The 15,020-nt window shown below is 54.8% G+C and carries 14 protein-coding genes; 11 read left to right on the top strand and 3 right to left on the bottom strand.

The window, feature by feature from the left end; all coding sequences use genetic code 11:
- Positions 1–82 precede the first annotated feature (82 nt).
- From ACMV5H_RS09110 to ypfM, 3 genes are all read left to right on the top strand, one after another.
- On the top strand, positions 83–1,348 hold the full coding sequence (locus tag ACMV5H_RS09110) for an MASE1 domain-containing protein (RefSeq protein ID WP_115159519.1): 1,266 nt from the start codon (positions 83–85) through the stop codon (positions 1,346–1,348).
- A 38-nt stretch (positions 1,349–1,386) separates the two neighbouring features.
- Entirely contained in the window at positions 1,387–2,706 is a 1,320-nt protein-coding gene (locus tag ACMV5H_RS09105; RefSeq protein ID WP_115159518.1) for an HdeD family acid-resistance protein, read from the top strand.
- A gap of 247 nt (positions 2,707–2,953) precedes the next feature.
- A complete protein-coding gene (gene ypfM / locus ACMV5H_RS09100) occupies positions 2,954–3,013 on the top strand; it encodes a protein YpfM (RefSeq protein WP_138106377.1) in 60 nt (19 codons plus the stop codon).
- Between the two features lie 126 nt (positions 3,014–3,139).
- On the opposite strand, the gene acrD is transcribed toward ypfM, so the two are convergent.
- Positions 3,140–6,268 (bottom strand): multidrug efflux RND transporter permease AcrD, encoded by a 3,129-nt coding sequence (acrD, locus tag ACMV5H_RS09095; RefSeq protein ID WP_414821725.1) that lies wholly within the window; start codon positions 6,266–6,268, stop codon positions 3,140–3,142.
- A 287-nt stretch (positions 6,269–6,555) separates the two neighbouring features.
- On the opposite strand from acrD, the gene ACMV5H_RS09090 reads away from it, so the two are divergent.
- Entirely contained in the window at positions 6,556–6,834 is a 279-nt protein-coding gene (locus ACMV5H_RS09090; protein ID WP_414821724.1) for a winged helix-turn-helix domain-containing protein, read from the top strand.
- A 26-nt stretch (positions 6,835–6,860) separates the two neighbouring features.
- Here the strand turns inward: ACMV5H_RS09090 and narP are convergent, their stop codons facing one another.
- Complete coding sequence (gene narP / locus ACMV5H_RS09085) at positions 6,861–7,493, bottom strand: nitrate/nitrite response regulator protein NarP (RefSeq protein ID WP_115159516.1); 633 nt, start codon at positions 7,491–7,493, stop codon at positions 6,861–6,863.
- A gap of 125 nt (positions 7,494–7,618) precedes the next feature.
- The gene (narQ, locus tag ACMV5H_RS09080) at positions 7,619–9,301 is read right to left on the bottom strand and encodes a nitrate/nitrite two-component system sensor histidine kinase NarQ (RefSeq protein WP_414821723.1); all 1,683 of its coding nucleotides are present in this window, start codon (positions 9,299–9,301) and stop codon (positions 7,619–7,621) included.
- Positions 9,302–9,334: 33 nt separating this feature from the next.
- Between narQ and ACMV5H_RS09075 the strand changes: the two genes are divergently transcribed.
- The 7 genes from ACMV5H_RS09075 (at position 9,335) to napB (ending at position 15,016) form a co-directional block, all read left to right on the top strand.
- Positions 9,335–9,532 (top strand): hypothetical protein, encoded by a 198-nt coding sequence (locus tag ACMV5H_RS09075; RefSeq protein WP_147281017.1) that lies wholly within the window; start codon positions 9,335–9,337, stop codon positions 9,530–9,532.
- Between the two features lie 130 nt (positions 9,533–9,662).
- Positions 9,663–10,160, top strand: coding sequence for a ferredoxin-type protein NapF (gene napF / locus ACMV5H_RS09070; protein WP_115159515.1), 498 nt, complete (start codon positions 9,663–9,665; stop codon positions 10,158–10,160).
- Positions 10,147–10,413: a chaperone NapD gene (gene napD, locus ACMV5H_RS09065; protein ID WP_166735081.1), complete on the top strand. Its 267-nt coding sequence runs from the start codon at positions 10,147–10,149 to the stop codon at positions 10,411–10,413. Before napF ends, napD begins: the two co-directional genes overlap by 14 nt.
- Entirely contained in the window at positions 10,410–12,896 is a 2,487-nt protein-coding gene (gene napA / locus ACMV5H_RS09060) for a nitrate reductase catalytic subunit NapA (protein WP_414821722.1), read from the top strand. The genes napD and napA overlap by 4 nt, the downstream gene beginning before the upstream one ends.
- A gap of 10 nt (positions 12,897–12,906) precedes the next feature.
- Positions 12,907–13,659: a ferredoxin-type protein NapG gene (napG, locus tag ACMV5H_RS09055; RefSeq protein WP_021807091.1), complete on the top strand. Its 753-nt coding sequence runs from the start codon at positions 12,907–12,909 to the stop codon at positions 13,657–13,659.
- Entirely contained in the window at positions 13,659–14,570 is a 912-nt protein-coding gene (gene napH, locus ACMV5H_RS09050) for a quinol dehydrogenase ferredoxin subunit NapH (protein ID WP_115159565.1), read from the top strand. The genes napG and napH overlap by 1 nt, the downstream gene beginning before the upstream one ends.
- Positions 14,567–15,016, top strand: coding sequence for a nitrate reductase cytochrome c-type subunit (gene napB / locus ACMV5H_RS09045; RefSeq protein ID WP_021178725.1), 450 nt, complete (start codon positions 14,567–14,569; stop codon positions 15,014–15,016). The genes napH and napB overlap by 4 nt, the downstream gene beginning before the upstream one ends.
- Positions 15,017–15,020 lie beyond the last annotated feature (4 nt).

Raw genomic sequence — 15,020 nt, 5'->3', positions numbered from 1 at the left:
CTATGATTAAACAGGTTTTTTTTGACGGTAACCCGTGATATTTTTCACAAAAAATGCCTGCGGGCATACCAGTGAGTAAAAAATGACACCCCACGTTCCATCATATGTTCGACAACTTTTCACCCTGCTGCTATGGGGGATCATCTATTACCTCGCCGGATTGATCTCATTAAAATTTGACGATCCCGATTCGCCGATCGCTATCGTGTGGTTTCCCTCCGGTGTTGCGGTTGCCGCCTTTCTTTTGACTCGCTGGCGCAGTTATTTATCCCTGTTCGTCATCTTGACGTTGGCGGACTTGTTGTTGACGGAAAGCTGGCAGAATAATCCACTGATATCGCTGATCTATACCCTGCTATCCATGCCAGCCAACGTCGCGATCGCCTGGGCCGTTCGCCGCTTTGCACGGCTTAATGACGATCTCCATACAATCTTAATTTGTATCACCGCAACCGTGGTCTTCAGCGGTCTGGATGCGCTAATTATCGGTGGAGGTTATGCACTAATCCACCAGCAGCCTTTGTTCAGCTTGTTCTGGCAGAATTTTATCGCTGATGTTACCGGTATTATCTTTGCCACAGCCGTTATCATGGGGGTTGTCAATCGGCGTTTGGTTGCCGCCAGTTGCAATCTGCAAATGGGCCTTCTGGGAGGGGCACTTTGGCTGCTGCTGTGTGCTTCGATCTGGTTTATCTTCGGCTACCCACTTCTCTGGCTGCAACACAACGCCGCTGCGCTCTACTTTGCCTTGGCATGCCTCCCCATTATTCTGGCTATTATGCTGTCTGTGGCCTGGGGGAATCGTGGGGGATCTCTAGCGCTTCTCACTCTTGGGTTGGGAGTGATTTATTATACCGATAATCAGCATGGACCATTTTTTATCAAGGGGTTACATCTCAATGAGTCTCTGTTATTAGCCTTGAGCTACCTTTCCGCGACGGCGTTGTTGATCGTGTTTATCAGGGTGTTGAAGCACTCTACCAACAGTTTTAACCCAGACACTGGCCGGATAACCGGCAAGGGGGTGATTTATAGCCTCAATCCGCGGACCGGGGTTTTGCACTGGGAGGATGAGCTCGGCAGTTTGTATGAGCAGAAGGTTCCCAGCAAGCTAGACACCGTAGATGACGTGATGCAATGGGTTCACCCGCATGATCAAGGCAAACTGCGTGACCATTGGCTCCTCAATGATAGTCCTCAACCCCGTGCCCCGTTGATATTCCGTATCCAGATGCCACAGGGAGAGTGGTTGACGTTGGTGGATAACAGCTGTGTTCTGCTGGATGAGGAAGAACAGAGCATTATTGTCGGCAATTGGCAAGCAAGCCACTATCACCAGGACAATTAAATGAACCTATTATTTGCGTATTGTGGAGAGTTGCAGCAGTGATCCAGATTGCCTTGTTATTATTCGGCGTTGATTTTGTGCGCTCCAAAGCCAAATTTTTGGGGGTAATCGGAATTATCTGGGGGCTTATGGGGATCGGTATCTTTATCGATGGCCTTGATGGTGTGCTCTATTTTCCCTTACAGGTTTTTGGTGCCCTGATGCTTCTGGAGAGCCTGGTCACGTTGAGTATTGCCTCCAGCGGGGTTGGGGCGCAGAAAGCCGTGCTCTACTTCAAGGGGGGGATCTTTTGTGTTGTCGCACTGTTGATTTTGGCGAACAAACCCTACAGTAATCTGCTCCTGGCAATTCTATTTGGTTTCTCCTATTTCGTTATCGGCTTGTTTATGGTCGCTTCTGCCTGGATCGTCCGGTTTCCACGTTGGAGGAATGCGCTGGTCAGCGGCATTGCTCAAATACTGTTCGCCATGCTCTTATTTAGCCCTTATCCGGCGCACTATAAGGCCACCATATCGTTTTTCCTGGGCACATTGATGGTTTTCAGTGGCATCAATATCCTGAAATTAGCCAGGCGGGCCAACCTGTTAAGGGAAGGCACCTCGGTGTTTGAATTGTTGGCACCCACCGAGATGTTATATGCCTTTGGAAAGAAATCGGCGGCTCGGCCAGCCGAGGTGGTTGCCCCCAGCATTGATTTTAAACAGCCTTTAACCGTCCATATCTGGACTCCGGAAGGAACGGCGAGTGCGGCCCCAATCCCCCGGCCAGTCATTAATCGCTATATCGCGGCAGTAGATGCTCAAGGGGTTATCTCTACCGGGCATGCTGCATTGGAACTGGTACCGAGCATCTACATCAGTCTGTATCCAGCGGCAGATATCGATCGTTCTCCTTCAGAGTTTCTCAATGTGTTGAAGGCGACGCGAGAAAATGACGTGCCCGGCACCTTCCAGCCGGACTATGTTACCGAGGCGGCCAACTGGTGCGATTCGAATCGGCAGATCCAGTTTCACCGTTATAACAGCTCGGCACTGCTACGTTTTTGGAGCGGCTATCAGCAGACAAAAGTCTACAACCTGACGTCGCGTAACTGCTCCAGTAGTGTTGCCTATGCCTTGGAAGCCTCACTGGATGGCGTGCTTGCCAAACAGAGTAAAAGCTGGCTGGGTACCTTACGTATTTTGACCATGCCGGAACTGTGGATTGCCGCGCAGGTACGCAGACGGGCACTCTCAATGGCCTGGACGCCGGGGCTGGTGATGGATTACGCCCGAGCGCTGCGACATATTGTTCACCCCGTGCCTCAGCCATGGTATCAGCGTATTCTCAAGCGCAGGCAGCCGGAAAAAGAGGGATAGCGACGCGTCATGATTATTTTACAACAATAATCAGCCACACAATTGTTTTGGCTAAGGCAGACCGCGGATCATCCAAATTATTCGGCGGGTTTCGTTAAAAAAGTAACATCCGGGTAGGTTTTTGATTAATCTGAAAATATGCTCCGCTCCTGGGTTTTGTTAACTGGCATCGTTCCCAAAAGGCTTCACTTGGTCAAAAAACAGGCGTAGAATCCCTGCATCCAATAACTGGAGGTTATGAAGTATCATGGTTGATCGAGAGTTAACAAATTGGAAAGACTTTATTGATGAGATGTTAGGTAACTAACACCATATAGGGTTTAAAGCTTGAATAAGGCTGTTGGGTTTGTTTTTATTTAAAGCACCTAGGGTAACAATATTAAGTCTTTAGCAAAGCAGCCTCGGTTTCCCGAAGCTGCTTTTTTTACGCCTGCTATTGGCTATCGTGATGGTGAGGCAGCGCCTTACCAGGGAACCGGCGGCGTACCAATACGAAGAACAGCGGCACAAAGAAAATTGCCAGAACGGTGGCTGAAATCATACCGCCCATCACTCCTGTACCTACTGCATGCTGGCTGCCAGAACCCGCACCGGAACTGATGGCCATTGGCAGAACGCCGAAGATAAACGCCAGTGAGGTCATCAGGATAGGGCGCAAACGCTGGCGCGAGGCTTCCAGCGTTGCCTCCAGCAAATCCTGGCCTTTACTGTTCAGTTCGTTGGCAAATTCCACGATCAGAATGGCGTTCTTGGCCGACAGCCCGATAATCGTCAATAGTCCCACCTGGAAGTACACATCGTTTTCCAGCCCGCGCAGCCAGGTGGCCGTGACGGCACCGATCACCCCCAGTGGTACCACCAACATGACCGAGAACGGGATCGACCAGCTTTCATACAGGGCCGCCAGACACAGGAATACCACTAACAGCGAGATGGCATACAGCGCCGGTGCCTGGGAACCGGACAGGCGTTCCTGGTAGGACATTGCGGTCCATTCCAGACCGAAACCGGTCGGTAGCTGGCTGACGAGTTTTTCCATTTCATCCATCGCGGTACCGGTACTGACGCCCGGGGCAGCCTCGCCCACGATTTCTACCGTGGAGTTACCGTTGTAGCGTTCCAGACGCGGTGAACCATATTCCCAATGGGAGGTAGCAAAGGCGGAGAAGGGCACCATCCCACCGCTGTTGTTACGTACATACCACTTGTTGATGTCCTCCGGCAGCATGCGGAAGGGCGCTCCGGCCTGGACGTACACTTTCTTCACTCGCCCGCGGTCTAAAAAGTCGTTGACGTAGGTGGAGCCCCAGGCGGTTGACAAGGTGCTGTTGATATCGTCAATCGACACGCCCAGCGCCTGCGCCTTGCGTTGGTCGATATCGATCTGCAACTGCGGGCTGTCATCAAGACCATTATGGCGCACGCGCGATAGCTGCGGGTTTTGCCCAGCCAACTGCAGTAATTGATCGCGAGCCTCCATCAGCTTGACGTGCCCCAGCCCGGCGTGGTCTTCCAACTGCATATCGAAGCCCGAAGAGTTCCCCAGCCCGGTGATTGCTGGCGGGCTGCTGGCAATAACGCGCGCTTCGTTGATATTGCTAAAGGCTTTGGTAGCTCGCTCGATGATATCGAACGAACTATTGGCTCCCGAACTGCGTAGATCCCAGTCCTTCAGGCGCAAGAACAGGCGTGCGACGTTCTGGCCGTTGCCGCCTGGCCCGGCACCGATGGTGGAGAACACTGACAGCACGTCGGCTTTCTCTTCGGTCAGGAAGTAGTGCTCGACCTTTTCCACCACCTTGGTGGTTTGCTGAAGTGTGGAGCCTGCTGGCAGCTGCACCTGCACGGTGAACACGCCACGGTCTTCCTGCGGCAGGAACGAGGTCGGCAGTTTGATAAATAGCACCGCCATACCGGCCAACAGCAACAGGTAGATCACCATGTAGCGGGCACTGTGGTGCAGCACGCGCGCTACCCCACGTTCATAGCGTTCGGTATTGCGGTTGAACATGCGGTTAAACCAGCCGAAGAAACCGCGCTTGCCGTGATGATGGCCTTTGGCGATCGGCTGGAGAATAGTGGCGCACAGCGCTGGGGTGAGGATCATGGCGACCAGCACCGAAAGCACCATTGCGGAAACGATAGTGATCGAGAACTGGCGATAAATGGCGCCGGTGGTGCCGCCGAAGAAGGCCATAGGAATAAATACCGCCGAAAGCACCATGGCAATCCCCACCAGCGCGCCCTGGATCTGCCCCATGGATTTACGGGTGGCGTCCCTGGGGGAGAGACCTTCCTTGCTCATCACGCGTTCCACGTTTTCCACCACCACGATGGCGTCATCCACCAATAGGCCGATCGCCAGCACCATGGCAAACATCGTCAGGGTGTTGATGCTGTAGCCGAAGGCCGAAAGGATGGCAAAGGTGCCCAACAGCACCACCGGAACGGCGATAGTGGGAATTAGCGTGGCGCGGAAGTTCTGCAAGAACAGGTACATGACTAAAAACACCAGCAAAATGGCTTCCAGCAGGGTTTTTACCACATCATGGATCGATGCCTGCACGAACGGCGTCGTCTCATAGGCGATCTTGGCTTCCAGCCCGTGGGGGAAATAGTGTGAAAGCTCGGCGATCTTGGCTTTCACCAACTGGTCGGTTTGCAATTCGTTGGCACCGGAAGCCAGCTTGATGTTCATCCCGGCGGCCTGCAATCCGTTGTAACGGCTAAGGTAGTTATAGTTTTCCCCGCCCAATTCCACCGTGGCAACGTCACCCAGGGTGACCAGCGAACCGTCCCGATTGACACGCAGCGTGATCTGGCGGAACTGCTCCGGCGTTTGCAACTGGGATTGAGCGTTGATGGTGGCGTTTAGCGCCTGCTGATCCACGGAAGGGGATCCGCCCAACTGGCCCACCGCGACCTGGGTGTTCTGCGAACTGATGGCGCTGACTACATCCTGAGTGGTCAGCTGATAGCTGGTGAGCTTGTTCGGATCCAGCCAGATACGCATGGCGTATTGTGAACCGTAAACGTCCATGCTGCCCACGCCGTTAATGCGGCTGAGGGGGTCTTGCAGATTGGAGACGATGTAGTCCGCGATGTCCTGCTTATCCATGCTGCCATCGTTGGAGACAAAGGCCACCATCATCAGCGTGGTATCACCCGATTTTGACACCGTTACGCCTTGTTGCTGTACCGCCTGTGGCAACCGCTTGATGGCGGCTTGCAGCTTGTTTTGTACTTGTTGCATTGCCTCGTTGGGATCGGTGCCGGCATCAAAGGTCAGCGTAACCGAGGCCTGGCCGGTATTGGTGCTCTGGGACGACATATACATCATGTTGTCGAGGCCGGTCATGTTCTGTTCGATAATCTGGGTAACGGTATTTTCCAGCGTCTGTGCCGATGCGCCTGGATAGGAGGCGCTGATACGCACGTTTGGCGGAGCGAGGTTCGGATATTGTTCGACAGGCAGAGAAAAAATCGCCAACGTCCCCGTCAGGCAAAGAATAATTGCCAGAACCCAGGCAAAAATCGGGCGATCAATAAAAAAATTGGCCATGCGGCATGAACCTCGTTGTGACTTATTCTATTTTTGACTGCATCAGTTATGCTTACGCCTGGCACTGACTGGTGGCCGGGCTGTCGCAGGATTTGATTGTACCCAAAGGTGCTACTGCACTTTACTCGTCGAGCGCAGATAAAGCGTGGAGAAAAAAAGGAGATAATGTAAATAACAGTAGTAGAAATCTACAGTTACACATTGCATCGCCACGAAACGCGCCATTATGGCGATTTTATTGCGTTACGGTGAAATAATCAGGATGTTTTCCTCAGCAGGAGTTAAGCATGGAAATTAACTCGGTATTTGCTCGTCGTCTTTATCTGTGTTGGCTGATCAGCAGCAATGAACGCCCTAACGTTCCGCGCCTGATGGAACTGACCGGTTGGCCGCGCCGTACGTTGCAGGATGTACTCAAAGCTTTGCCAGGCCTGGGCCTGGAGTTGCAGTTTGTGCAGCAGGGGAAGCGTAATAATGATGGCTATTACCAGTTGGTAAACTGGGGCCCGTTAAGCCAAAGCTGGGTTAATCAGCATCATGAGATGCTGCTGGCGGCCATTGGTTGAATGTTCCCCGGCGTGCCGGGGAAGCATTACTGGCTTTTCGCTTCCAGATACATCACGGTCGCTGCCACGCGTGAGCGCACGTTGAGCTTGCGCAGCATATTGCGGATGTGCACTTTCACCGTCTCTTCAGAAATATGCAACTGCGCCGCGACCTGCTTGTTTGACATGCCACGCGCCACTTCCTGCAACACATCCAGTTCACGCTCGGTGAGAGCGGCAAAGGGATCGTGTTGCTCGCTGCGTGACGAAAGATAGTCCGCTACCGCATCGCTAATCACGTTCTGGCCCTCGGCAGCCTGGCGAATATGCTCCAGCAACTGTTCTGGCTCGCTGTCTTTCAGCAGGTAGCCATCGGCGCCCGCATCGATCAGCGCATAGACGTCGCTGCGGGAGTCGGAAACGGTCAGCACGATAATGCGTGCATCTACCCCTTCATCGCGCAGTGCTTTCAGCGTATCCAGCCCGGAAAGACCCTTCATGTTCAGATCGAGCAGGATCACGTCTGGCGTGAACTGCACGGCCAGGGCGATCGCCTCAGCACCGCCGCTGGCTTCTGCCACCACGGTGAAAGTAGGATCTAGCCCCAGTAACTGTTTGATACCACGGCGCATCAATGGGTGATCGTCCACGATCATTACTCGGTAATTATTCATCACAATAAAACGTGCTCCCTGTAGCGAGTAAAGCCACTGCCTACTGCCGGCAGTAAAGCTGACTCTTAAAATATAGTAGTAATTAGCATTGTCGCTCGGCTCGAATGGCCGCCGTGCAATGCTGTTAGCCCTTATGGCGGGAAGCTAAGACAGACCTCCGTGCCCCCGGCATTGCCACGCCTGATATGTAACGTCCCGTTCAGGCGCGATGCGCGTTCGCTCATAATGGTTAGCCCGTAATGGCCTTCCGGTTCATCCAGGCTGTCGATGCCGCAGCCGTCGTCACAAATGGTGATCTCGTTGTCGCCGCTGGGGGAGACTTCGCAATGGATCACAATTTCCTGTGCATCGGCGTGTTTGATGGCATTAAGCACGGCTTCACGCACGATCTGTAGCGCGTGAACCTGTTGTTGGGCATTCAACGCCTGTGAGGCTAACCGACAGTGTAACTGAATCCGCGCGCTGGTCAGCAGTTTTAATGGTTCCAGTACCTGCTGCAACGCGGCGTTCAGATCGGCATCCTGAATGCTCAACCGGAAGGTGGCCAGCAGTTCGCGCAATTGGCGATAGGCATCCGCCAGCGCGCGATCAAAATCATCAATGATCTCATCTGCCTGCGATGAATGGCCTGTCAGGGTACGTTTGAGCAAGGTAAGCTGGATGCGCAGGAAAGTGAGGGCCTGGGCTAACGAATCGTGCAGTTCACGGGCAATGGTGGCGCGTTCCTCCATCAGCAGGAACTGCATATGCTGCTTTTGTGCGCGGTTAAAGTAAACCCCGCGGCTGAGCATATTGGTCACGCTTTGCATCAGGTGCGGGTGGGGCGGCTGTTGCTCATGTTGCCAGCTCAGGCTACCCAAGGGTTTGTTGTCTTGCATGATCACCTGTGAGTGCCAGGCCAGTTCCGCCACGGGTTCACCACTGCTGACCTGCCATTGGCTTAGGCTGTCTTCCACATTGAGCCGGATACAGTGTAATTGTTCGCTTAGCTTGATGATATGCAAGACCTTCTCAAACGCCCGCTGATCCAACTGCCCAACGCTCAGCGCCTGGGAGCAGCTGTAGAGCACCTCCAGCGTGCGGTTGGCCTGCTGTAGGCGCTCGGTTTTTTCCTGCACCTTTTGTTCCAGTGACTGGTAGAGCTTCGCCAATTCGCCAGACATGGTGGTGAAGGTTTGCGACAGGACGCCCAGTTCGTTTGGCAATGAAACGTCGAGCGGCGGATGATTAAAGTCACGTTGTTGCATACGCAGGCTGGCGTCCACCAGGCGTTTGAGCGGGGTGACCACTTGGCGGCGCATAAAGCGGATGCAGAACAGCACCAGGGCAATGATGGCGATGTAGCCCATCACGCTGATCGTCGCTACGATGGTCAGTTTTTGTTCGGAGTAGCGCTGCAAAGCCAAGACAAAATGGTCGATCTGGTTAACATAGCTGGCCACGTTGGCCTGATAGTTTTCCGGGTTCCCGGCCAGGATCTGTTTTTCCAGTATCAGCCAGGCCTGGCGCAGCGTCAGGTATTTTTGCCGCACATCGTCAGGCACATAAAATCGATCGAGTTTAAGCAAGGCCGGAGCCATCAGCGACTGCTGATACTGCACCAGGTGCTGCTGCACTTCAGCGGAACCGTTAGTGAGCTCATACGCCAACCGGTAGCTCTGCATGCGCAACGATCCCGCGATATTGATCGCTTCGGCATCTTGCAGGCTGCCGGCCACGGTAGTCAGTGCCAGTCCGGTGGACAGCACGGAAAGGATCACGATACTTATCAGCGCCTTCGCCAGGCTGCCGGTCACTGAGCGTTTGACGAGCAATTAAGCGTCCTTCTGGTTATAGGCCTGAGTGTTATGCGCCGTCAAATTATAACTTTTGCTGGCAAAAAGCATGGCGATTTTGAGCAAACGGCCGATTTAGCGCCAAACAAATCTTCGCTATATAATCAATTAAATAGCGATTTGGCGGTCTACCGTTGGCAAAATGCCCTATATCGGCTATCAGTGATTGATCTGGCGCAAGTAATACCTACTTTTACCTATTTAGGGTGATTATCTACCCCCTCCGATAAGCCTATTTTATCCTTGCCTCTTACCCGAGGTGCGAGACAAACAATAATAAAGTCACACTATAATAATTTTTTACACGCGCGCGTGTTGCCAACTTTGAAGGATAACCCGAATGGCCGAATTGTCGCGACGCAGATTGCTCAGCGGACAATGGCGTCATCAAACTGATGCGATCCGTCCCCCGTGGTCGCGTGAAGCCCCTCTCTTCCTTGCAGGTTGTACCCGGTGCCAGGCCTGCGTTAATGCCTGCGAAACCGGCGTATTGATCAGTGGCAGTGGCGGTTATCCCGAAATCGATTTCCAACGCGCGGAATGTACCTTTTGCCGACAATGCGCAGATGCCTGCGAAGCCCCACTGTTTTACCCACCCCAGCACCAACCCTGGCAACAAGTGGCCTCGTTTTCGGCCGTTTGCCTGGCGGTGCAGGGGGTAGAGTGTCGCAGCTGTCAGGACAGTTGTGAAACGCAGGCAATCCGTTTTCGGCCACGGTTAGGCGGCATAGCCCAACCGGCGCTCGAGGCGGCGGCGTGCAATGGTTGTGGTGCCTGCGTTGCCGGTTGCCCGACCTCGGCGATTGCAATAACCCGGAGTGAAAATAATGAGCAGTGAATGGCACGTAAGCGGGTTGATGGTGCAGGCCCGGCCTGACAAATTCCCGGCGCTGATCTCGGCGCTGCTGGCAATCCCTGATACGGAAATTCCGGCACAGGATCAACAGCAGGGCAAACTGGTCGTCGTTATGCAAGCAGCACGCTCCCAGGCGTTGCTGGAAAAAATTGAGTCGGCGCGCAATCTGGAAGGCGTGTTGGCAGTGTCGCTGGTTTATCACCAGCAGGATGAGCAAGGTGAGGTAATGCCATGAAACTCAGTCGTCGAGACTTCATGAAAGCGAACGCTGCCGCGGCTGCTGCCGCAGCTGCCGGGCTGACGATCCCAACGGTCGCCCAGGCCGTGGTCGGCAGCGGTGACGAAATCAAATGGGATAAAGCACCTTGCCGTTTCTGCGGCACCGGGTGTGGCGTTCTGGTCGGCACCCAAAATGGCCGCATCGTGGCTTCGCAGGGCGATCCGGATGCTCCGGTTAACCGGGGCCTGAACTGTATCAAAGGCTACTTCCTGCCTAAGATCATGTACGGCAAGGATCGACTGACACAGCCAATGCTGCGCATGAAGAACGGGCAGTATGACAAAGAAGGTGAATTTACTCCCATCACTTGGGAAAAAGCCTTCGATGTTATGGAAGAAAAATTCAAAGGGGCCCTGAAAGAAAAAGGGCCAGAGGCGGTAGGCATGTTCGGCTCCGGCCAGTGGACGGTATGGGAAGGCTATGCGGCCTCCAAACTGTTCAAAGCGGGTCTGCGTTCCAACAACCTCGATCCAAACGCTCGCCACTGTATGGCTTCTGCCGTGGTCGGCTTTATGCGCACCTTTGGCATGGATGAACCGATGGGCTGCTACGATGATATCGAGCAGGCCGACGCCTTCGTGCTGTGGGGCTCCAATATGGCGGAAATGCACCCGATCCTGTGGTCGCGCATTACCAACCGCCGCCTGGGCAACGATAAGGTCAACGTCTCGGTACTTTCCACCTTTGAACACCGCAGCTTCGAGCTGGCGGATAACGGCATGGTGTTCACCCCGCAGACCGATCTGGCGATCATGAACTACATCGCCAACTATATTATTCAGAACAACGCGGTTGACCAGGATTTCCTCAAGCAGCACGTCAATATCCGCAAAGGGGTGACCGATATCGGTTACGGCCTGCGCCCAACCCACCCGTTGGAGAAAGCGGCGAAGAACCCAGGCAGCGATGCTTCGGAGCCGATGAGCTTCGAAGATTACAAGGCCTTTGTGGCGGAATACACGCTGGAAAAGACCGCCGAAATGAGCGGCGTGCCAAAAGACCAACTGGAAGCGCTGGCAAAACTGTATGCCGACCCGAATGTGAAAGTCGTCTCTTACTGGACGATGGGTTTCAACCAGCATACCCGCGGGGTCTGGGCCAATAACCTGTGCTACAACCTGCACCTGCTGACCGGCAAGATCTCCAAGCCGGGCTGTGGGCCGTTCTCACTCACTGGCCAGCCTTCTGCCTGTGGTACCGCGCGTGAAGTGGGGACGTTCTCCCACCGCCTACCAGCGGACATGGTCGTGACCAACGAGAAGCATCGCCAGATTGCCGAACAGAAATGGCAACTGCCAGCTGGCACCATCCCGGAAAAAGTCGGGCTGCATGCGGTTGCACAGGACCGTGCGTTGAAAGACGGCAAGCTGAACGCCTACTGGGTGATGTGTAACAACAACATGCAGGCCGGGCCAAACATTAACGAAGATCGTATGCCGGGCTGGCGCGATCCGCGCAACTTTATCGTGGTTTCCGATCCGTACCCAACGGTGAGCGCATTGGCCGCCGACCTGATCCTGCCTACTGCGATGTGGGTAGAGAAAGAAGGGGCTTACGGTAACGCCGAGCGCCGTACTCAGTTCTGGCATCAGCAGGTGAAAGCGCCTGGCGAGGCCAAGTCTGACCTGTGGCAGTTGGTGGAATTTGCCAAACGCTTCAAGGTGGAAGAAGTGTGGCCTGCGGAGCTGATTAACCAGAAGCCGGAATACCGGGGTAAAACCTTGTACGACGTCCTGTTCGTTAACGGTGAAGTGAACAAGTACAAGCTGGAAGAGATCCCGGCCGACCAGTTGAACGACGAGTCGCGCGACTTCGGTTTTTACATCCAGAAAGGGCTGTTTGAAGAGTATGCCGGGTTTGGCCGTGGCCATGGTCACGATCTGGCGGCCTTTGATATGTACCATAAGGCGCGCGGTTTACGCTGGCCGGTGGTGGATGGCAAGGAAACCCTGTGGCGTTACCGTGAAGGGACCGATCCTTATGTGAAGGCCGGTGAAAGCGTGCGCTTCTATGGCAAGCCAGACGGCAAAGCCGTGATCTTCGCACTGCCGTTCGAGCCAGCGGCGGAAAGCCCGGATCAGGAGTTCGATCTGTGGTTGTCCACTGGCCGCGTGCTGGAACATTGGCACACCGGTTCGATGACTCGCCGGGTGCCAGAATTGCACAGAGCCTTCCCAGAGGCGGTGCTGTTTATCCATCCGCTGGACGCCAAGAGCCGCAATCTGCGCCGTGGTGACAAGGTGAAGGTAGTGTCACGCCGTGGTGAAGTGGTGAGCATCGTCGAAATCCGTGGCCGTAACCGTGTGCCGAAAGGCCTGGTGTATATGCCGTTCTTTGATGCCGCGCAACTGGTCAATAATCTGACGCTGGACGCTACCGATCCGCTGTCGAAAGAGACCGACTTCAAGAAGTGTGCGGTAAAACTGGAGAAGGTATAAGGCCAACGGAATGAGCCAGCAACGAGATAAAACACCGGCCCGGCGGCGCTTCCTGCGGGATGCTGCGCGCAGCGTGGCCGGGTTGGCAGGGATAGGCGTACTGCTGGGGTTGCAACAAAAGCAGTCTCAGGCACGTGATGGCCTGGCCCTGCGGCCGCCGGGAGCACTGGCCGAAGGGGCGTTTGATAGCGCCTGCATTCGTTGCGGTCAGTGTGTGCAAGCCTGCCCGTACCAGACGCTGAAACTGGCGACGCTGCTGTCGCCGAGAGCGGCGGGAACGCCGTACTTTGTGGCGCGGGATATCCCTTGCGAGATGTGTGAAGACATCCCGTGTGTGGTGGCCTGCCCGAGCGGTGCGCTGGATCCGAACCTGACGGATATCGATCAGGCGCGGATGGGGCTGGCGGTGTTGCTGGATCATGAAAACTGTCTGAATTGGCAAGGGCTGCGTTGCGATGTGTGTTACCGGGTTTGCCCGCAGATCGACAAGGCCATCACCTTGGATCTGCAACACAACGAGCGTACCGGCAAGCACGCCATGTTTCTGCCGACGGTTCACAGCCAGGATTGTACCGGCTGTGGTAAGTGTGAGCAGGCTTGTGTACTTGAGCAGGCGGCGATCAAGGTGTTACCGATGGAACTGGCGCGTGGCCAATTGGGTGAACACTATCGCTGGGGCTGGCAGGAAAAGCAGCGTGCAGGGCATTCACTGGTGCCGGAAGGCCTCACATTGCCGGCACGCGGCGTAAAGGGAGGTGAATGATGGCTAATCCAGTCGCTGAAGCGGGGCGTGATGCCCGTTCGCGCCATGGCTGGTTGCGTAGCAACCGCTTCCTGATCCTGCGCCGTTGTAGCCAACTGCTGATCTTGTTGATGTTTCTCTCCGGGCCGCTGTGGGGCATCTGGATCCTGCGTGGCAATTACAGCGCCAGCCTATTGGCGGAGACGGTACCGTTAACGGATCCGTTGATGATGCTGCAAAGCCTGTTGGCCGGGCATTGGCCAGCTTGGTTGGTGTGGGTAGGCGCGGTAGTGGTGCTGATCTACGGCCTGATCGGTAATCGGGTGTTTTGCGGCTGGGTTTGCCCGGTCAACCCGGTGACCGATCTGGCGGCCTGGCTGCGGCGCAAGTTAGGTTTGCGTCAATCGGCCAGCCTGCCTCGTTCCCTGCGCTATGGCATCTTGCTTGTCGTACTGGTTGGCAGTGCCGTGAGTGGCACGCTGATCTGGGAATGGATTAATCCGGTGGCCCTGATGGGGCGCGGGCTGATCCATGGCAGCAGCGGGGAAGGGGTATTAGCCTGGCTGAAAGGGCTGGGTGCCGCATTTGGTGCTGGCATCTGGCTGATTGTGGCGCTGTTCCTGTTCGACCTGCTGGTGGTCGAACACGGCTGGTGTGGCCATCTTTGCCCAATGGGAGCGCTGTATGGCGCCATTGGTAGCCAGGGTGTGGTGCAGATCAGCGCGGAGAAGCGTGACAACTGTACCCGCTGCATGGATTGTTTTCATGTTTGCCCAGAACCGCAGATCCTGCGTGAGCCGTTATTAGTTAAAAAAGGCACACCACGGGTTGCCAGTGATGCCTGTATTGCCTGCGGACGTTGTATCGACGTTTGTGCAGAAAACGTATTCGAAATTAAGAGCAAATTTCATTATTCGGGAGCCAAAAAATGACCAGCAATGTCCTGAAAAAGCAGCTTTCCCTGTGGGGCGCGCTGTTAACACTGGTAGTTGCCAGTGCCGCGTTTGCCGCCAGTGATGTCGATCTCAAGCAATCGCCAGAGGTTTCCGGCACGGCTGAAGGGCAGATCAAAATGCCCAAGCAGCAGGAAAAGATGGCGCTAAACTATGTCAACCAGCCGCCGATGATCCCACACAGCGTCGACGGCTACCAGATTAGCAAAAACACTAACCGCTGCTTGCAGTGCCACGGCGTGGAGCACTATCGCACCACCGGAGCACCGCGTATCAGCCCGACACACTTTATGGACAGCGATGGCAAAGTGCTGGGGGAAGTCGCTCCACGTCGTTATTTCTGTCTGCAATGCCACGTACCACAAACCGATGCGGCACCAATCATCGGCAATGATTTCAAGCCTATGCAGGGCTTTGGGCACTAAGCGG

The organism is Serratia sp. N21D137 (genome assembly GCF_047530005.1).
In the GTDB taxonomy this organism is placed as follows: Bacteria; Pseudomonadota; Gammaproteobacteria; order Enterobacterales; family Enterobacteriaceae; genus Chania; species Chania fonticola_B.
Note: the sequence above shows the minus strand (reverse complement) of the source record. Positions and strands in the feature narration are given on the sequence as shown.

Excerpts from the sequence above, each read along its gene's own strand:
- napB (WP_021178725.1), top strand. The coding sequence starts at position 14,567 with ATGACCAGCAATGTCCTGAAAAAGCAGCTTTCCCTGTGGGGCGCGCTG.
- napF (WP_115159515.1), top strand. The coding sequence starts at position 9,663 with ATGGCCGAATTGTCGCGACGCAGATTGCTCAGCGGACAATGGCGTCAT.
- ACMV5H_RS09090 (WP_414821724.1), top strand. The coding sequence starts at position 6,556 with ATGGAAATTAACTCGGTATTTGCTCGTCGTCTTTATCTGTGTTGGCTG.
- acrD (WP_414821725.1), bottom strand. The coding sequence starts at position 6,268 with ATGGCCAATTTTTTTATTGATCGCCCGATTTTTGCCTGGGTTCTGGCA.
- napH (WP_115159565.1), top strand. The coding sequence starts at position 13,659 with ATGGCTAATCCAGTCGCTGAAGCGGGGCGTGATGCCCGTTCGCGCCAT.
- napA (WP_414821722.1), top strand. The coding sequence starts at position 10,410 with ATGAAACTCAGTCGTCGAGACTTCATGAAAGCGAACGCTGCCGCGGCT.
- ACMV5H_RS09110 (WP_115159519.1), top strand. The coding sequence starts at position 83 with ATGACACCCCACGTTCCATCATATGTTCGACAACTTTTCACCCTGCTG.
- napG (WP_021807091.1), top strand. The coding sequence starts at position 12,907 with ATGAGCCAGCAACGAGATAAAACACCGGCCCGGCGGCGCTTCCTGCGG.
- ACMV5H_RS09075 (WP_147281017.1), top strand. The coding sequence starts at position 9,335 with ATGCGCCGTCAAATTATAACTTTTGCTGGCAAAAAGCATGGCGATTTT.